Annotated in this window: 17 protein-coding genes; 11 read left to right on the top strand and 6 right to left on the bottom strand. The window is 44.6% G+C overall.

The window, feature by feature from the left end; translation table 11 throughout:
• Window positions 1-51: 51 nt before the first annotated feature.
• The 3 genes from A9E74_RS11800 to A9E74_RS11790 all read right to left on the bottom strand — a co-directional run bounded on the left by A9E74_RS11800 (window position 52) and on the right by A9E74_RS11790 (window position 1,432).
• On the bottom strand, window positions 52-426 hold the full coding sequence (locus A9E74_RS11800) for a helix-turn-helix domain-containing protein (RefSeq protein WP_069296821.1): 375 nt from the start codon (window positions 424-426) through the stop codon (window positions 52-54).
• Window positions 427-509: 83 nt separating this feature from the next.
• On the bottom strand, window positions 510-1,040 hold the full coding sequence (locus tag A9E74_RS11795) for an NADPH-dependent FMN reductase (RefSeq protein ID WP_069296820.1): 531 nt from the start codon (window positions 1,038-1,040) through the stop codon (window positions 510-512).
• A 116-nt stretch (window positions 1,041-1,156) separates the two neighbouring features.
• Complete coding sequence (locus tag A9E74_RS11790) at window positions 1,157-1,432, bottom strand: cupin domain-containing protein (RefSeq protein ID WP_069296819.1); 276 nt, start codon at window positions 1,430-1,432, stop codon at window positions 1,157-1,159.
• 261 nt (window positions 1,433-1,693) lie between these two features.
• Here A9E74_RS11790 and A9E74_RS14820 point away from each other — a divergent pair, with 261 nt between their 5' ends.
• Complete coding sequence (locus A9E74_RS14820; RefSeq protein ID WP_245652158.1) at window positions 1,694-2,926, top strand: TonB-dependent receptor; 1,233 nt, start codon at window positions 1,694-1,696, stop codon at window positions 2,924-2,926.
• Window position 2,927: 1 nt separating this feature from the next.
• Window positions 2,928-3,908, top strand: a complete 981-nt coding sequence (locus tag A9E74_RS14815) for a TonB-dependent receptor (protein WP_245652157.1) — start codon at window positions 2,928-2,930, stop codon at window positions 3,906-3,908.
• A gap of 64 nt (window positions 3,909-3,972) precedes the next feature.
• Here A9E74_RS14815 and A9E74_RS11780 read toward each other — a convergent pair whose 3' ends face one another.
• Window positions 3,973-5,655: an NAD-dependent malic enzyme gene (locus A9E74_RS11780; protein WP_069296818.1), complete on the bottom strand. Its 1,683-nt coding sequence runs from the start codon at window positions 5,653-5,655 to the stop codon at window positions 3,973-3,975.
• Window positions 5,656-5,889: 234 nt separating this feature from the next.
• Here A9E74_RS11780 and A9E74_RS11775 point away from each other — a divergent pair, with 234 nt between their 5' ends.
• From A9E74_RS11775 to A9E74_RS11755, 5 genes are all read left to right on the top strand, one after another.
• Window positions 5,890-6,231 carry a DUF2845 domain-containing protein gene (locus A9E74_RS11775; protein ID WP_084003073.1) on the top strand — a complete coding sequence of 114 codons (342 nt, stop codon included), beginning with the start codon at window positions 5,890-5,892 and terminating at the stop codon, window positions 6,229-6,231.
• Between the two features lie 134 nt (window positions 6,232-6,365).
• Window positions 6,366-6,674 carry a hypothetical protein gene (locus tag A9E74_RS11770; protein ID WP_069296816.1) on the top strand — a complete coding sequence of 103 codons (309 nt, stop codon included), beginning with the start codon at window positions 6,366-6,368 and terminating at the stop codon, window positions 6,672-6,674.
• Window positions 6,675-6,952: 278 nt separating this feature from the next.
• Entirely contained in the window at window positions 6,953-8,026 is a 1,074-nt protein-coding gene (locus A9E74_RS11765) for an HlyD family secretion protein (protein ID WP_069296815.1), read from the top strand.
• Window positions 8,026-10,806, top strand: a complete 2,781-nt coding sequence (rbbA, locus tag A9E74_RS11760) for a ribosome-associated ATPase/putative transporter RbbA (RefSeq protein ID WP_069296814.1) — start codon at window positions 8,026-8,028, stop codon at window positions 10,804-10,806. The genes A9E74_RS11765 and rbbA overlap by 1 nt, the downstream gene beginning before the upstream one ends.
• Window position 10,807: 1 nt before the next feature.
• Entirely contained in the window at window positions 10,808-11,929 is a 1,122-nt protein-coding gene (locus tag A9E74_RS11755; protein ID WP_069296813.1) for an ABC transporter permease, read from the top strand.
• Between the two features lie 22 nt (window positions 11,930-11,951).
• On the opposite strand, the gene A9E74_RS11750 is transcribed toward A9E74_RS11755, so the two are convergent.
• Both A9E74_RS11750 and A9E74_RS11745 read right to left on the bottom strand, forming a co-directional pair.
• Window positions 11,952-12,614 carry an HAD family hydrolase gene (locus tag A9E74_RS11750; protein ID WP_069296812.1) on the bottom strand — a complete coding sequence of 221 codons (663 nt, stop codon included), beginning with the start codon at window positions 12,612-12,614 and terminating at the stop codon, window positions 11,952-11,954.
• 114 nt (window positions 12,615-12,728) lie between these two features.
• Window positions 12,729-13,370 carry an arylesterase gene (locus tag A9E74_RS11745; RefSeq protein WP_069296811.1) on the bottom strand — a complete coding sequence of 214 codons (642 nt, stop codon included), beginning with the start codon at window positions 13,368-13,370 and terminating at the stop codon, window positions 12,729-12,731.
• Between the two features lie 28 nt (window positions 13,371-13,398).
• On the opposite strand from A9E74_RS11745, the gene A9E74_RS11740 reads away from it, so the two are divergent.
• From A9E74_RS11740 to A9E74_RS14375, 4 genes are all read left to right on the top strand, one after another.
• Window positions 13,399-14,130: an ABC transporter ATP-binding protein gene (locus tag A9E74_RS11740; protein WP_069296810.1), complete on the top strand. Its 732-nt coding sequence runs from the start codon at window positions 13,399-13,401 to the stop codon at window positions 14,128-14,130.
• Window positions 14,127-16,610, top strand: a complete 2,484-nt coding sequence (locus tag A9E74_RS11735; protein ID WP_069296809.1) for an ABC transporter permease — start codon at window positions 14,127-14,129, stop codon at window positions 16,608-16,610. Before A9E74_RS11740 ends, A9E74_RS11735 begins: the two co-directional genes overlap by 4 nt.
• Before the next feature lie 120 nt (window positions 16,611-16,730).
• The gene (mtgA, locus tag A9E74_RS11730) at window positions 16,731-17,432 is read left to right on the top strand and encodes a monofunctional biosynthetic peptidoglycan transglycosylase (protein ID WP_425412320.1); all 702 of its coding nucleotides are present in this window, start codon (window positions 16,731-16,733) and stop codon (window positions 17,430-17,432) included.
• Between the two features lie 151 nt (window positions 17,433-17,583).
• Complete coding sequence (locus A9E74_RS14375; RefSeq protein WP_176718933.1) at window positions 17,584-17,757, top strand: hypothetical protein; 174 nt, start codon at window positions 17,584-17,586, stop codon at window positions 17,755-17,757.
• Window positions 17,758-17,846: the final 89 nt, after the last annotated feature.

The raw sequence follows: 17,846 nt of genomic DNA, 5'->3' as shown, positions 1-17,846 counted from the left end.
TACATAGTGATTATGCAAGCAACACCCAGGGCTAGGTGAGAATTTAATGACTCATTTTTTTGATTTGGATGTTTTTTGTTTTTTGACTTTATCTTTCTTTTTATCGGTTTTCTTAACTTTGATTTTTTTATCTGCTTTTTTGGTTTTTTTAGAATCAGATTTTTTTGACTTGCTATTTGGCTTGGATTCTCCTTCAGTTACCTCAGGAAAACAGGCAAAACCGTTAGCTCGATAACGTCCCAGCCAGTAACGAACTTGCCCTAAGCTTAATGTTGTCTTTTCGGCCGCCTCTTCCTGGCTTGCCCCCTCAGATAAAATCAATAAAGCCTTGGCTCGAGTACTATGTACTGAGCTTTCATCACTGATTTTAAGAAGTTGTTTCTTGGCTTTTTTCTTTAATTCCAACACTGCTGTCGAGTCGTTCATGTGACATCCTCAGAATAAACAAACGATATCTTATCGTTAAATGTTTCAACAATACTGCAACTATATTTATAAATTGTGACAACTTAACCGGAAGCCAATTGAGCCATCGTTTGACGCAGTTGCTGGTCATATTCAGCGTTAATAATGCGCCCGTTATCAATATCAAAATTATCATAAAAAGAGGGGAGTGACATACTGCCTTTTATTTCTGCAGCAAAGCGAGGAAGAGAACTAACGGCAATATCCATCACAGTTGCACCACCACGCTCACCAGGCGAGGTCGAAAGAAGAATCGTAGGTTTTTTCTGAAAGATTTTTTGGTCGATTCGGGTGCACCAGTCAAACAGGTTTTTCCAGGCAGCCGAATAATTTCCATTATGTTCTGCAAAGGAAATAACTAATGCATCAGCGCTGCCCAATTTGTCGAGAAATGCTTGAGCCAGCGCAGGCTGACCGAGATCTTTTTCAATACCAACACTGAATAATGGCAACTCATAGTCATTTAAATCCAACACTTCTACATCAGCATTGTCGATAAGACTTGCCGCGTAAGTAACAAGTTGTTTGTTGATAGATTGTTTACTGCTGCTGGCTGCAAAGGCGATTACTTTCATACTGACTCCATTATTTGTGTGCATTGTAGTGAGAGACATGAACGGTTGTTAAAAGTTGAGCATACTGAAAAAAAGTGAAAAAAAAGGCATCCGAAGATGCCTTTTAATATTTCTGACTAATCGTAGCTGTAATGTTTTTTCAGCTGTTTGGTGACTTGCCACATGCTTTTCAAACCTGTTGGGAAAATCACGTAATCACCAGGAACAATCGTGACTGGTTGACCACCATCTGGAGTAACAACAATTTCACCTTCCAGAATGTAAGCTTTTTCGGTTTCATCGAAATCCAGACGGAATTCAGTAACTGGGCAATCCCAAATTTCCCAACCTGACACGCCTAATTCTTGTAAACGTGCTTCGCTCGGGTTTTTTTCAATAATAATTTCTGGCATAAAAATCCTGATATTTAAAAGTATGAATCATGGTTGTCATGCGACAAACCGATTGCTTTTCTCGTCGACCATGCCCAACAACATAGCGACATGTCAGTATTTGACCGGCAAATAATAGCAAACCTCATTAGTTAAATCTTGATTGTCTTCAATTGTTTTTTTGCATAACGATTCATACTTATCTAAACGATAATGATTTGTATTTACTGTTAATCGGCCTCAGCGTAACATATGTTTTTTTATTGAGGCTGGAAAAGATTCATGCGAACAAATTTATCACCATTAGCGATGTCAATAAGTTTGGCTTTGCTCGCAATACATTCAGTTAGCGCCGCTGAGATGGTAAACGATTCGGCAGAACTTGAATCTATCACGGTCACCGCCAGTGCGGATGCTTCTGCTGAAGGATTATCTCCAGCACATAGCGGTGGCCAGGTCGCAGTAGGTGGAAGAGCGGGCATTCTTGGAACCCTTGATCATTTAGATAGCCCATTCAATATCACGGCGTATACCAACGAATTTATTCAAGATCGTCAGGCACGAAGTGTTGGCGATGTTTTGCAAAATGATCCATCAGTAAGGGTGGCAAGAGGATTTGGTAACTTTCAGGAATCCTACTTTATTCGTGGCTTTGTGTTGAGTTCTGATGATATTGCTTATAACGGTCTTTATTCACTGTTACCTCGCCAGTATATAGCTACAGAACTTTTTGAGCGTGTAGAGCTTTTACGAGGTGCTTCTTCATTTCTTTCCGGCGCTTCACCAAGTGGTGGCGGCATCGGCGGTAATGTTAATTTACTCCCAAAGCGTGCGCCTAATGAGCCATTGAATAGAATTACGGTTGGAACAGAACATGGACAGCAAGGGCTTGTTTCTGCCGATATCGCCAGACGATTTGGAGAAGAAAAACAGTTTGGTTTACGTGTTAATACGGCTTACCGCGATGGTGGCACTGCAATTGATGATGAAGAAACCCAATTAGGCTTGTTTTCTGTTGGCCTGGATTGGAGAGGGGATAGAGCCCGCTTATCAGCAGATATCGGTTATCAGGATAATCAACTGGACGAAACACGTACTAATGTAACTCTATTAGGGCTTGATCGCATTCCTTCTGCCCCAAACTCTGATAGCAATTGGGCTCAACCCTGGTCGTATTCTGATGAGCAAGACTGGTTTGGCACTATGCGTGGTGAATATGATGTCACGGAAACGACAACGGCGTGGGCTGCTTATGGATTACGTCGCACCGAGGAGGAAAACTCCTTAGCCAATATTCGTGTAACAGATGCTAATTCTGGACAAGGAAATTTCTTTCGATTTGATAATGCTCGTAAAGATGAGGTCGATACCGGTGAACTTGGTCTTCGTGGCTTATTCAATACAGGTAATGTAGGACATGAATGGGTAATGTCTGCTTCATTTTTTGAATTAGATTCAAAAAAACGCTTATGGGACAGGAAGTACTTTATTAACCAACTTATACAATCCTGTTGATGTGTCACAACCACCACTTGGTTTTCAAACTAATTCAGATTTGACTCCCACTTTAACAAATTCAGTTCAACTTCAGAGTTATGCCATTGGCGATACTTTGTCATTCTTCGACGAGAAGTTTCTATTAACACTTGGTATCCGTAGGCAGACGATAGAAGTAAAAACCTATGATTACAGTACAGGTGACAAAACCAGTGACTATAAAGCAACAGAAAACACTCCTGTAGTAGGAATGGTTTATAAACTCACACCCCAGTTGTCTGTGTATGGTAATTACATTGAAAGTCTACGTCAGGGGGAAACGGCCCCAGAACAGTTTAATGGGATAGACCTAGTTAATAGAGGTGAAGCACAGTCTCCATACGTAGCTGAGCAAAAAGAAATCGGTTTGAAATATGACTCTGATTATTTAGGTTGGGGACTCGCTTATTTCACCACCGATATGCCTCGTTCTTTCACCGATACCTCAGATCCTGCCAATCCAGTTTTTGAAACTTCTGGCGAGAACAACCATCAAGGTATCGAGTTAACGACCTTTGGTTTATTAACTGATGATATTAAGTTACTGGGTGGTGTGACTTGGCTAGATGCTAAACAGGATAAAACCGGAAGTGATGATTTAGACGGGAACCGTGTAGTGGGCATTCCTGAATATCAAGCAAATATTGGCGCAGAATGGGAAGTACCACAGGTCAGTGGTTTGGCACTTGATAGCCGAATTATCTACACGGGATCAATGTACGCAGATTCTGCCAACGATTTGAAATTACCTAGCTGGACGCGAGTGGATATCGGTGCAAGGTATTTAATGCAAGTGAATGGTAAAGATCTCACATTACGAGCCAGAGTGAATAATGTTCTTGATAGAGACTACTGGGCTTCGGCAGGTGGATATGTAGGCGCTAATGGAACGGTTGGTACAGGGTATCTGGTATTGGGTGCTCCTCGCACAGTCACCCTAACAGCCACAATGGATTTCTAATCAAATAGTGATATCAGCTTATTCAAAAGGGCTTGTAGTTGTTCACTGCAAGCCCTTTTTTATCTTATACATTCACCCGCTGGTAATCACGATAACGGGGTTTCCAGAAGTTATCTTCAATAGCCTGCATTAGTGAGGCTTCGGACATTTCTGGGGCTAATTGTTTTCGTTGAGCGAGTATTGCAACAGCAAAGGCAATTTTTTTACTGAGTTCGGCGGTTTCGGTCAGGGGTGGGAGAAGTTCCTGGTGACCATCGGTAGCCATCGGTGAGGCGCTTGCCAATATTTCGCTTGCTACCATCAACATCTCATCGGTGATCCGTTCTATCTTGGCGGCAACAACTGCCAACCCCAATCCCGGGAAAATATAACTGTTATTGCATTGAGCAATGGGATAAAGCTTTTGCTGGTAAATAACGGGCATAAAAGGGCTGCCGGTCGCAATAAGTGCATTGCCGTCTGTCCATTCGATAAGCTGCTGTGGATGAGCTTCTATCTGCTTGGATGGATTACTTAACGGGAAAATGATCGGTTTCTGACAATGCGAATACATGGATTTAATTATTGCTTCGGTAAAAATTCCTGCCTGACCGGAAACACCAATTAACACCGTTGGACGGGCATTCTCAATAACTTCCGCCAGATTGGGATTGATACCAGAGATATTCCAGTTAGCACACACCAGATCCAGTTGGGCAAGCTTTTGCTGAAACTCAGGTAGCCCGGGTAATGATTGGGTCAGTAAACCTGGTCGATCAATCATGAATATCCGTTGGCGTGCAACGAGTTCGCTGGTACCTTCAGTCATCATTTGAGCGACGACTTGTTCGGCAATACCGCATCCTGCAGAACCGGCTCCAACAAATACGATGGTTTGTTCAGAGAGAGTTTGTTGTTTGGCACGACAAGCGGCCAATAATGAGCCAACAGTGACAGCCGCGGTTCCCTGAATATCATCATTAAAACAACATAATTCATCGCGATAACGATTGAGTAATGGCAAAGCTTTGCGTTGTTCAAAATCTTCAAATTGCAGTAGTACATTGGGCCAGCGTTTTTTGATGGCGGTAATAAATAAATCCATAAACTCATCGTATTGCTGAGCATCGATTCGTGGATGTTGCCAGCCAATGTATTGAGGGTTATTCAGCAAATCGGTATTGTCGGTCCCGACATCCAGCATAATGGGCAGGGTATAAGCCGGGCTGATGCCTCCACAAACGGTATATAAAGAAAGCTTACCGATCGGGATGCCCATACCGCCAACACCTTGATCACCCAAGCCAAGAATACGACTGCCATCCGTCACTACAACAACTTTGACATTGCGTTTCGTGGCATTAAGCAGAATCTCATCAATATGATGTCGGTCGGGATAAGAGATAAACAATCCTCTGGCCCGGCGATAGATCTGTGAAAAGCGTTCGCAGGCATCTCCCACGGTAGGGGTATAAATGATTGGCATCATTTCTTGCAGATGATGTTCGAGCAGGTAATAGAACAAAGTCTCGTTATTATCCTGGATAGTCCGCAGGTAAATATGTTTGTTAATCGGTTCGATAAAACTGGAATATTGCTGATAGGCGCGTTCAGCCTGTTGCTCGATCGTTTCAAAACGTTGCGGTATCAAACCCTTAAGATTGAATTGCTGTCGCTCGGACTCGCTAAATGCTGTGCCTTTATTCAGTAATGAAGTAGCTAACAGGACTGGGCCAGCATAAGGGATATATATGGGTCTAAGCGACATTTCAATAACATTCCGAATTATGAAAAGTGATGACCAGTATAAACATCACTCAACGCCTAAATTCAAATGTTATTGGGCAAAAAGCAGCAGTTTTTGATCATGGAGATAACGAAATTTACAAAAAAATGAAAAAAATTTGCCAATTTAGGTACTTAGCTGTTGACGAACAGCATCTTAAAGTCGCATATTGTCTCGAATTTAACTGAGAGCAGCGTCAACTTTGCGAGGAAAATCATGTCTTTAACTTCTCTTATTTCAGTCTCAATGGCGACATTGTTAGTTTCAGCATCGGCATTTGCCGGGAATTCTTCTTCGCATGAAAGCAGCATGGCCTGCGGTGCCAATAGCATTACCATTGGTATGAGTACTGACGATATCAAAGCGATATGCGGACAATATTGGGAGCCGGCATTTGTCAGCGTACACACTCGACCTGTGCTGCGTAAAGTCGCTGATTCAGATCAGGAAAATGACCAGTTTGAAAAATGGCTTTATCGCATTGTCGAAAAGCAGGAAACACATGTCATTATCAAGAATGACAAGATTGTGAAAATATTTAATACGCCACAACCTTGATAATCACATAAGCATATAAAAACGGTCTTTTCAGGCCGTTTTTTTTGCTCAGAGTAATTGTTTTGATGGCGGATTTTTATGATTTATTGATAGTCGTATCTATGCTGATATTTATATAAATCGTCGAGATGCTGATGAAAACACCTATGTTTCTGGTTCTACCCATTTTGGCTTCATTGAGCCTTCCACTTCTTGCAGACGAGATGGAAGACAACAAACAGTGTGAACTTATCGCCAATCTTACTGGCGATTATTACCATCACAAGCAGTCTGGAAAATCCAAACAAGAAGTTGAACAGAGTTTGCGCCCTGAATTTGCAAATGATGAATTTTTACGAGTGGTTGATTTGGCAATTAATCTCGCTTATACCTTCCCGGATGATCTACCTGAGGAAACTGTTGAACAGCAAGTCTTTCAAGGCTGTGAGCAACATCAACCCTGAGCATAATTTCCGTGCTTATGCATTCCATTTGATCTGCATCAAAAGACTAGTTCTTAGACCAAACCTCACGGTTTCATCAAACATTTTTGGCGTACACTGCTCGCATTGATAGAGAAATATTGATGAGTGGAATAATTAGTCATTACGGTTCAATCTTTCCGTAGACTATCTGCCAACCAACACAAGATGAAAAAGCCACATCTATCCATCAATAACTCTGGCTGTTAATCATTAGTATTGCTGTTCAAACTGGTTTGATTTTATAAAGGACGCTACGGATGACAACCTCCCGAAATACTCACTTGTTGCGTGCCGCAATTCTCTTGGCATTCATTGCTCTGTCAGCATTCTTATTATGGCGTTTGTTTCTCGCTCCCGATCCCTATGCAGGTTTGGTTTATGGAAATGGCCGGATTGAAGCCACGGAAATAGATGTGGCTAGTAAAACCGCAGGTCGTATTGAGGATATTTTGGTTGATGAAGGCGAGTTTGTGACTGCAGGTCAGGTAGTCGCCAGGATGGATACAGAAAACCTGATGGCTCAATTGCGAGAAGCGCAGGCCTTATTTCATCAGGCTGAAAGTTCTGTTGCCATAGCCAATAGTCAATTAGTGCAACGTGAGGCTGAAAGACAAGCCGCTTTAGCACTGGTTGCACAACGTGAAGCTGAACTGAATGTTGCCCGCAAGCGATATGAACGATCTTCTTCTTTAGCAGGGCGCGGTGCAACCTCACAGCAGGAATCTGATGATGATTTTGCCAGACAACAAAGTGCTATCGCTGCGGTCAGTGCGTCAAAAGCACAAGTTGCCGCTGCAGATGCAGCTATTGTGACAGCCAGGGCACAAATGGCGGGAGCTGAATCGGCTTTGTTAGGATCGCAGGCGAGCATTGATCGTATTCAGGCTGATATTACGGATAGTGAACTCAAAGCGGTACGTGATGGCAGAGTTCAATATCGAATTGCTCAACCGGGCGAAGTCATTGCAGCGGGTGGCCGGGTTCTGAATCTGGTGGATCTGCGTGATGTCTATATGACCTTTTTCTTACCTACGAACCGGGCTGGTCGTTTAGCATTAGGTACCGAGGTCAGAATCATTCTGGATGCGGCACCCAACTATGTTTTTCCAGCCAACGTATCCTTTGTTGCCGATGTCGCACAGTTCACTCCGAAGACAGTTGAAACCGCCAGTGAACGGGAAAAGCTGATGTTCCGGGTGCGGGCGCAAATCCCGAAAGACTTGCTGGATGCGAATATTCTCAGAGTAAAAACCGGGTTACCGGGCATGGCTTTTATTCTTGAAGACTCACAAGGAGAGTGGCCAGAACATCTGGCGGTGAGGATCCCTTAATGTCTGCCAAACCGTTGACGGAATTAAGCAGCCAGCAATCAGTGGCAGTGCTGAAAAATGTCAGTCTTCATTATGGCAAAACGATAGCGTTAAATGCGCTGAATCTCACGATTCCTGCCGGCGTGATGGTTGGCATTATCGGGCCCGATGGTGTTGGTAAGTCCAGTTTGTTTTCGTTGATATCCGGTGCGCATGCAATTCAACAGGGTGAGGTTGAAGTACTTGGCGGTGATATGCGAAATAAACTCCATCGTCAGGCGGTATGTCCACGGATTGCCTATATGCCACAAGGGCTGGGCAAAAATCTTTACCACACACTTTCTGTATTTGAAAATGTAGATTTTTTTGCACGTTTATTTGGTCAAGATCGGGCTGAACGTGAACAACGGATCAGCCAGTTACTTGATGCCACCGGATTGACAGAATTTGCAGATCGACCAGCCGGAAAGTTATCCGGCGGTATGAAACAAAAACTCGGCTTATGCTGTGCACTGATACATGATCCGGATTTACTCATTCTGGATGAACCGACAACCGGTGTGGATCCATTATCCAGACGTCAATTCTGGACATTGATTAATCGCATCCGCAGCGAAAACCCGACCATGAGTGTTTTAGTGGCCACAGCCTACATGGAAGAGGCGGCGGATTTTGACTGGTTGGTAGCCATCAATCAGGGAAAGGTACTTACTACAGGTACCCCGCAGCAAATTCTTCAGCAGACTTCGACCACCTCACTGGAATCAGCATTTATTGCCTTATTGCCTGATGAACAGCGAGATCGCCATAAACCCGTAGTGATTCCACCACGTAATGCTACGACGCAGGATGAATTTGCCATTGAGGCGGATCAGCTGACGATGCGGTTTGGGCACTTTACTGCTGTCGATAAAGTGAGTTTTAAAATACCTCGTGGTGAGATTTTTGGTTTCCTCGGATCCAACGGTTGTGGCAAAACCACGACGATGAAAATGCTGACCGGCCTGTTGGCTGCGACAGAAGGCCAAGCCAAATTATTTGGCAAAGCAATTGATCCGCATGATCTGAGTATTCGCCAGCGAGTTGGCTATATGACCCAGTCATTCTCGTTGTATGGCGAACTTACGGTAAGACAGAATCTGGATCTGCATGCACGTTTATTCAAATTACCCAGCCAGCAGATTGCTGGTCGAATCCTGGAAATGGCCAAACGCTTTGAACTGCAAGCCGTGCTGGACAGCTTGCCCGATGCTTTGCCTTTAGGACAACGACAGCGATTATCCCTTGCGGTAGCGATGATTCACGGACCGGAAATGCTGATTCTCGATGAACCTACTTCGGGAGTGGATCCTATTGCTCGCGATGCGTTCTGGCAGATCTTGGTGGATTTGGCGCGTCAAGATGGTGTGACCATCTTTATCTCGACACATTTTATGAATGAAGCAGAGCGTTGCGATCGAATTTCATTGATGCATGCGGGCAGGGTGCTGGTGACCGACACTCCTGAAAATCTAAAAAACGCCCGACATTCAGCTTCTCTGGAAGATGCCTTTGTGGAATATCTTCAGCAAGAAGTGCTGCGTGAAGCTACACCGCAAAGTGACCTTAATGAAACAACCAAATCTTCGATGCCTGCAACTACTCAATCGAATACAACCGTTAATACTACCGATGCCTTTAATCTGCGGCGTTTATATAGTTACAGTCGCCGGGAAACACTTGAATTACTGAGAGATCCAATACGCCTGACGCTGGCGATGGTGGGTACTTTACTGCTGATGTTTGTGGTGGGATATGGCATCAATATGGATGTTGAAGATCTCAAATTTGCGGTGTTGGATGCTGATCAAACGGCTACCAGCCGTGATTACAGATTAAATCTATCTGGTTCACGTTATTTTATTGAACAACCCGAGTTGTATAGTCATGCTGAAATAGAGCGGCGAATGCAATCAGGTGAGCTGAGTCTGGCAATAGAGATCCCCTATGGTTTCGGCAGAGATCTGGCACGTGGGCAGACCGTTGAAATTGGCGCGTGGATTGATGGTTCGATGCCAACCCGCGGTGAAAATATTCGTGGTTATGTGCAGGGAATGCACAGTCATTGGCTTACCACCAAATCAAGAGAAATACTTGGCTCTGCAGTTATTGCCCAGCCAGCCATTATCGAAACACGCTTTCGTTATAACCCGGATGTAAAAAGTCTGGTGGCAATCGTACCGGCAATGATTCCATTATTGTTGATGCTGATTCTGTCGATGTTGACGGCACTTTCGGTGGTGCGTGAAAAAGAGCTGGGCTCGATTGTGAATCTGTATGTCACGCCAGTGACCCGATTGGAATTCCTACTGGGCAAACAACTCCCTTATATCGGACTCGGCATGTTGAATTTTGTGCTGCTAGTGCTGTTTGCAGTGTTTATATTTCAGGTGCCGTTTACCGGCAGCTTTTTCACCTTGGCATTTGCTGCATTGCTGTATGTTTTTTGTGCCACCTCACTGGGTTTATTGATTTCAGCATTTACCCGCAGTCAGATCGCAGCGTTATTTGGCACAGCACTGTTAACACTGGTTCCGGCAGTGCAGTTTTCCGGAATGATTGATCCCGTGTCTTCAATGCAAGGTGTCGGCAGGTGGATTGGTGAGGTTTATCCCGCTACGCACTTTTTGACGATTTCGCGAGGGGTGTTTTCTAAAGGCTTGTCTTATGCAGAATTACAACCGGCATTTATCGCGCTGTTTATTGCTGCACCGGTTTTATTGATTATCGGTGTCATGTTATTGAAAAAGCAGGAACGCTGAAATGGCCGTTAGCAATATTTTGCATTTGGGAATAAAAGAGCTGCGTAGTCTGTGGCGTGATCCGGTGTTGATGATTTTTATTGTTTACGCATTCAGTTTGTCAGTTTATACGGCTGCCACAGCGATGATTGATTCGTTGAATAATGCACCGATAGCGATTGTTGATGATGATCGCTCACCCTTATCAATGCGCATTGTGGATGCTTTTTATCCGCCGTATTTCAAACCACCGGTGCTGATTGAACAGCATGAAGTTGATGCCCGAATGGATATGGGGATTGATACCTTTGCCTTGCATATTCCGTCCAATTTTCAGCGTGATCTGCTGGCGGGGCATCAACCCGCTATTCAGTTGAATATTGATGCCACGCGCATGGGACAGGCGTTTACCGGTAACAGCTATGTGCAGTCGATTGTCAGTGGCGAAATCACCACGTTTGTAGAGCGCCACCGACAGGTCAGCGTGACGCCGGTGGATTTGGTCTTACGTGCCAAGTTTAATACTGAACTCAACAGCCAGTGGTTCGGTGCAGTTATGCAGGTCATCAATAACATCACCATGCTGTCAATTATTCTGACCGGTGCAGCACTGATTAGAGAGCGTGAGCACGGCACAGTCGAACATTTACTGGTGATGCCGGTGACACCTTTTGAAATCATGGCCAGCAAAGTCTGGTCGATGGCTTTAGTCGTGTTGGTGGCGACAGCTTTGTCGTTATGGTTAGTGGTGCAACTTTGGCTGGCAGTGCCGCTGCATGGCTCAGTCGGACTGTTTTTGTTTGGCACGTTGCTGCATCTATTTGCCACAACATCGTTAGGTATTTTTCTTGGTACCATCGCCCGATCTATGCCTCAATTCGGTTTGTTGATGGTATTAATTCTGTTGCCATTACAGGTTTTATCGGGTGGTACAACTCCCCGCGAAAGTATGCCGGATATTATTCAGCACATTATGTTGTTGGCGCCCAACACACACTTTGTGATGCTGGCCCAATCAATTCTTTATCGTGGAGCAGGGATAAGTGAAGTCTGGCCACAGTTTTTAAGTTTGATTCTGCTGGGTGGCGCTTTATTTGGTTTATCGTTAAGTCGTTTTCGCAAAACCATTGCTTCCATGGCATAGGTTCAACGAGGTAATGTGAGTTTTACTGGCACAATGAAAGAGATTCGAGCTCATCGATATTAAATTGCATGAGCGATTGGAAACTGGTTCTTGTCATGGTGTTGATTGCATGATCAGCAACCCGGATCGGATTGACATAAATAACCTGCATTCCAGCTGCGTGCGCCGCTCTAACTCCGGTTGGAGAATCTTCGAAAACCAGACAATGCTGTGGATCTACCTTTAGGTTGTCAGCACTTTTCAGATAAATTTCCGGATGGGGTTTGGTGTTTTTGACATCATCGGCAGTTTGAACTGATGTGAAATACGTTTCAATTTGTAGACATTGCAATACGGTATGACATACGGGTTTTGGCGCGTTGGTGGCAAGACCAATAGGAAAATTCATTGTGTGGATTTGCTTCAGTAAATTCAGAGCACCTTGCATCGCCACGGGTGTTTGCTGAATCTGTTGGCAAACTCGCTGAATAACGTTCTGTTCTGACTCTTCAAGTGAGAAAGGAGTCCGGGCCTTTTGAGACCAATATTGCGATACTTGCTGCATATTCATATTGCGGGTATTCAGCTGGTCAGACTCAGTTATATCGATACCGTAGCTGGAAAACACGTGTTTTTCGGCGTCATCCCAGATTTGTTCGGAATCAACAATCACACCATCCATATCAAAAATAACGGCTTTAATCATGCAGTAAGGCAATCAACGGTTTTAATAATTTGAAAGTACATATTTAAATCAGTCATCAGGCAACATTTCAGCTATAGATAGAGTCAGATAATCGGTTGGCATGAGAGCGACAGGTTACTGTTCCAACAGTGTCAATAATTCTGACCAGATGTTGTCGAGTAATTGAGGTTGTGCTTTTGCCGTTGGATGAATGCCATCAGCCTGCATCATCGCCTCGCCATCATAAACGTCGGCAAGGAAAAAAGGCAGGAAGGCGAGATTATATTCTTCTGCCAGACTGGAATAAACATTGGCGAAAGCCGTGGTATAACGAGGACCATAATTAGGTGGAATTTCAATGCCAACCAGTAATACTTCAGCCTCACGCTGTTGTGATAATTCAATCATTCTGGCTAAATTGTTGCGAATAACATCGGGTGGAAAGCCGCGTAATCCATCATTACCGCCTAACTCAATGACGACAATGGCAGGATCATGTTTTTCCAGTAAATCCGGTAATCTGCGTAAACCACCGTCGGTTGTTTCACCACTGATACTGGCATTGGCAACATTCCAGCTGCCAGGTGTTTCCTGTTCAAGACGATCTTTAAGCAGTTCAACCCAGGCGGCATCACTGTCGATGCCGTAGGCAGCACTGAGACTGTCACCAACAATTAACAGGTTTTTCCGCTGTGGTTCAGCCGCTTGCAGCTGAAAGCTGAACAAAACGAACAGCAGATAAATAAACAATTTATGTGTAGGTAATAAGGTTTTCATAACCGCCAATTAATTTTGTGAGGAAAGCATGTCCACAGATAGACAACCGAATCCATCAAACGACTTCATGATTGAGGTACAAAATCTGTCGCATTCTGTTGATTTGGGTACTGACTCACTGACGATTCTGCAGCAGGTCAATCTCAGCATCGGCAAAGGTGAATCAGCTGCAATCGTTGGTCGCTCAGGTTCCGGTAAAACCACACTGTTGGGTTTGTTGGCAGGGCTGGATTTACCGACCAGCGGCACCGTGCATCTTGATGGACATCTTATCAGTGCTTTGTCGGAAGATGAACGTGCCAGCCTGAGATCCAGACGTGTTGGTTTTGTATTTCAATCATTTCAATTATTACCTACGTTATCTGCTATTGAAAATGTCATGTTACCCATAGAGTTAGCTGGCTTACCTGATGCAAGGTCTAAGGCTGAGGGGTTACTTGATAGGGTGGGTTTAGCTGAGCGCATGCAGCATACCCCGCGACAATTATCTGGGGGCGAACAGCAACGTGTCGCCATTGCCAGAGCGTTTGCTGTGGATCCACAGGTGTTATTTGCCGATGAACCCACCGGTAATTTGGATACTCGCACCGGCGAAGCAATCACCGAATTGTTAATGACATTAAATCGTGAGCAAGGGACCACGTTGGTGATGGTGACACATGATCAACAGCTGGCAGATCGTTGTCAGCGGCATTTTGTGATTGAGGCAGGTGTTTTGCACGAAAAACAATCTGACAAGCAAACGGTGACAGCTGCATGAGTGTGACCAGCAAAGTTATCTCGTTCAGTCAGGACTTACGTGAGCGAAACGTCAAAGTCATGCTGCTGGCAATGATAATTGCCGTAGCAACGGTGGCGACAATTAATGCGTTTGCCGATCATTTACAGCGCACCTTAATGACATCGGCCAGTGGCTTTTTAGCGGCGGATCGGCAGTTAAATAGTCGAACTAATGCTCCTATACCAGAAGCATGGTATGCGGAAGCCATTAACCAGGGACTGGAAGTAGGTCGAATGGTGGAATTTGGCACCATGGTGTCCAATGAAACGCAGTTTCAACTGGTGGCAATTAAAGCCGTTGATAATGCCTATCCACTTCGCGGTGAGCTTGAATGGCAAGCTAATCTGGATGGCGATCGAGAAACAATCACATCCGGTCCAAAACCGGGTGAAGTCTGGTTAAATCCGCGGTTAATGCGCTTATTGGAACTGCAGCCCGGCGATTCACTAGAAGTGGGGGCAACTACGCTTAAAGTGAGCGGTGTTATCGTGCGGGAACCCGATGGCGGCTTTCGGCTTTCTGATCTCGCGCCCAGGGTAATGATGCATATTGATGATGTCGCAGCAACTGAGGTGATTCAACCGGGCAGTCGTGTTCGGCATCGTGGTCTGTTTGCCGGAAATTCAGCTGCATTAGCGGATTTTGAATCGTGGTTGGAACCACAGCTAACTGAAAATTATCGGTGGATAAATGTCCGGCAAGGGGAAACCTTGGGTGAGTCGCTGGATAAAGCAGAAGGTTTCCTGTTACTGGGAGGCAGTCTTGCCGTATTACTGGCGGTAGTGGCGATTGCGGTTGCCAGCAGACAATATGCCCTCAGCCAGCGAGATCGTGTGGCCTTGTTAAAAACCATGGGATTAACCGGTAAACGCATTCGCAAACTCTATATATCGCGACTGGTCGTTTGGGGGCTGATTTCTACGTTGATTGGCTTAATGCTTGCGATTCCGGCTGCCTGGTTATTAGCCTCGATGACAGCACAATTAATGGATCAGCCATTACAGTTTGAAGTGGATTTCTGGCAACTCTGGCCTGCAATCCTTACTGCACTAGTGGCGTTGTTTGCTTTTGCCTATCCGCCTATCGACCGTTTACGTAATACACCTGCAATGCGGGTGTTTCGCAGTTTGCCAAGTAATGATTCATCAGCTTTAGCCAAGGATTTGCTATTAGCAGTCGTAGTGATATTTGGTCTGTTATGGGTATATGTCAACGATATTGTGCTGGTAATGGCGTTGCTTGGAGCGGTTATCGCATTGGTGGTTTCATTAGCGATTGCTGGCGCGGGACTTATCTGGATATTACGCCGGTTTCCAGCAGGCAAGGGCAGCTGGCGATTGGCAGTGATTGCCTTATATCGACATCGTAATGCCACCTTATCGCAAATGTCAGTGTTTGCCATGACCATTATGTTGGCAGCCACATTGATTCTGGTGCGTTCTTCGCTGTTAGCCGATTGGCAGGCACAGTTGCCGGAAGATGCACCGAATCACTTTCTGCTGAATATTGCACCGGAATCAGTTGATGAGGTAGAGGCTTTCTTTAATCAACATCAGATAAACCGTAGTCCGTTATATCCAATCATTAGGGGCAGATTAACGGAGATCAATTCTCAACCAGCTGTAGAAGTCGCATTAAACAAAGATGATGACGAACTGCGCCGGGAATTGAACCTGACGATTTCCGATTCCTATCCTGACGATAATCAGGTTATTGCTGGGCAATGGTTTGAAGCCGATGAGACCAAGGGACTTTCAATTGAACAGTCATTAGCTGAGTCATTGGGTGTTGAAGTGGGGGATGAACTTGGCTTTACCGTCGGGGCTGAAAAAATAACCGCCACCATCACCAGTATTCGCAGTGTGCAATGGGACAGTATGCGGCCTAACTTTTTCCTCATCTTTCCACCGAAAGGGGCGATAGATGGACTGCCTAGCACCTCATTGACCAGCTTTTATCTTGCTGAGCAGGATAAACAGTTACTCAATGATTTTGTAAGGCAGTTCCCAACCATTTCAGTACTGGAAATTGATCATATTATCGAACGTATTCAGCAAATCATTCGGCAAGTAACGCAGGCTGTTGAAGCGATATTAGTGATGATTTTATTAGCTGCCATTGCAGTGATGGTGGCGGTGGTCAGTGCCACGATGTCAGAACGTCAACGTGAGGGAGCCTTATTACGAACCATTGGTGGTCAACAACGATTATTAGTCAGAGCGACCATGCTGGAGTTTGCCTTAATTGGTTTTCTGGCAGGCATTCTGGGTGTGCTGGCCGCCGAAATAGCCGTATGGGCGTTGCAATATCGTATGTTTGACGGTGAGTTTCGCTGGCATTGGCCGGTGGTATTGAGCATGCCCTTTATCAGTGCCGTTATTCTTGCGATATTGGGACGTTGGCAATTAACACCGGTATTAACCGTCTCGCCAATGTTGTTATTACGAAGACTGGAATAGGCTTAAAGTTAAAGCGTGTTTGGATATCGCAATATTAATCAATGTTGCATGGCTAAAATAAACGTCTCATTATGTGCAGGTTTGCATCATTGAAGATGCCTATTTTGTTTAGGAATGACTGTGCGTCGAGTGTATCGTTTTATTTTCCGTGTGTTGCTGCTAACGATATTGGCGTTTGTATTGTTGAGCGTGTTGCTGGTTTTGCCATTTCGCTGGGTGAACCCGCCGATCACGATGGTTATGGCGGATAGATGGATACATTCTTCGGAAGACTTTCAGTTACAAAAGAGTTGGTTAAGTTGGGATGAGATTCCAAAACATGCGGCTTTAGCTGTTGTGGCTTCTGAGGATCAGAAATTCCCTTTACATAAAGGCTTTGATGTAGATGCGATACAGCAGGCTTTAAAAGAGCGGGAACGCAGAGGCGGACTTCGTGGAGCCAGTACCATTAGTCAGCAAGTCGCAAAGAATATGTATTTATGGACTGGCCGCAGCTGGTTCAGAAAAGGCCTGGAAGTCTGGTTTACCTTGTTGATAGAACTCTCTTGGAGCAAACAGCGCATTCTGGAGGTGTATCTAAATATTGCCGAGTGGGGGCCTGGCGTGTTTGGTTTGGAAGCTGCCAGTCAATATCATTTCAACCGAACCGCGGCAAACCTGACACCGATGCAGGCAGCATTACTGGCCTCCTCATTACCCAGCCCGTTAAATTACAATCCAGCGAGACCTGCACAACATCTGCATAAACGTGCCGAGTGGAATCTTCAGCAACAACGTAGACTTGGAGGTGTGCAATGGCTGGCACCTTTAAATAACGAATAAGGTCATTAGCCAGGTGTTAATGTGAGCCTTATCACATATCTACCGTAGATCATTGAATCTTCACATTAAATAAACATCATCCTCATAAAATGCTCATCAGTAATTGATTGCTCTAGGATCAATTAACATTTTTTATAAAAGGATGATTACGATGAGAATGAATCAAATGGCGTTAGATCTTGAAACATGGGCTCGTCATTACGCTGAAGAGAATGTTTTCGAGCATAATGGTGAAATTATTGATAGTGAAAAAGCATTTTGCTCAGCTGGTTTACATGCACAAGCCAAGCCCAACTATCATGAATGGCTTGCCTCAAGATCCTAATTAATTTCAGATTGCTATAAGTTAATGACATATTAGATTAAATCATCAGACTATGTTCATCTGTATCAAGCTTGGAGCTAGTTCCTTTG

This window comes from Methylophaga muralis (assembly GCF_001720165.1).
Classification (GTDB): Bacteria; Pseudomonadota; Gammaproteobacteria; order Nitrosococcales; family Methylophagaceae; genus Methylophaga; species Methylophaga muralis.
Note: the sequence above shows the minus strand (reverse complement) of the source record. Positions and strands in the feature narration are given on the sequence as shown.

Coding starts and splice junctions, on each gene's coding strand:
- A9E74_RS11745 (WP_069296811.1), bottom strand. CDS start 13,370: ATGAAAACCTTATTACCTACACATAAATTGTTTATTTATCTGCTGTTC.
- A9E74_RS11790 (WP_069296819.1), bottom strand. CDS start 1,432: ATGCCAGAAATTATTATTGAAAAAAACCCGAGCGAAGCACGTTTACAA.
- A9E74_RS11800 (WP_069296821.1), bottom strand. CDS start 426: ATGAACGACTCGACAGCAGTGTTGGAATTAAAGAAAAAAGCCAAGAAA.
- A9E74_RS11750 (WP_069296812.1), bottom strand. CDS start 12,614: ATGATTAAAGCCGTTATTTTTGATATGGATGGTGTGATTGTTGATTCC.
- A9E74_RS11795 (WP_069296820.1), bottom strand. CDS start 1,040: ATGAAAGTAATCGCCTTTGCAGCCAGCAGCAGTAAACAATCTATCAAC.
- A9E74_RS11780 (WP_069296818.1), bottom strand. CDS start 5,655: ATGTCGCTTAGACCCATATATATCCCTTATGCTGGCCCAGTCCTGTTA.
- A9E74_RS11770 (WP_069296816.1), top strand. CDS start 6,366: ATGAAAACACCTATGTTTCTGGTTCTACCCATTTTGGCTTCATTGAGC.
- A9E74_RS11775 (WP_084003073.1), top strand. CDS start 5,890: ATGTCTTTAACTTCTCTTATTTCAGTCTCAATGGCGACATTGTTAGTT.
- A9E74_RS11740 (WP_069296810.1), top strand. CDS start 13,399: ATGTCCACAGATAGACAACCGAATCCATCAAACGACTTCATGATTGAG.
- A9E74_RS14820 (WP_245652158.1), top strand. CDS start 1,694: ATGCGAACAAATTTATCACCATTAGCGATGTCAATAAGTTTGGCTTTG.
- rbbA (WP_069296814.1), top strand. CDS start 8,026: ATGTCTGCCAAACCGTTGACGGAATTAAGCAGCCAGCAATCAGTGGCA.
- A9E74_RS14375 (WP_176718933.1), top strand. CDS start 17,584: ATGAGAATGAATCAAATGGCGTTAGATCTTGAAACATGGGCTCGTCAT.
- A9E74_RS11755 (WP_069296813.1), top strand. CDS start 10,808: ATGGCCGTTAGCAATATTTTGCATTTGGGAATAAAAGAGCTGCGTAGT.
- A9E74_RS11735 (WP_069296809.1), top strand. CDS start 14,127: ATGAGTGTGACCAGCAAAGTTATCTCGTTCAGTCAGGACTTACGTGAG.
- A9E74_RS11765 (WP_069296815.1), top strand. CDS start 6,953: ATGACAACCTCCCGAAATACTCACTTGTTGCGTGCCGCAATTCTCTTG.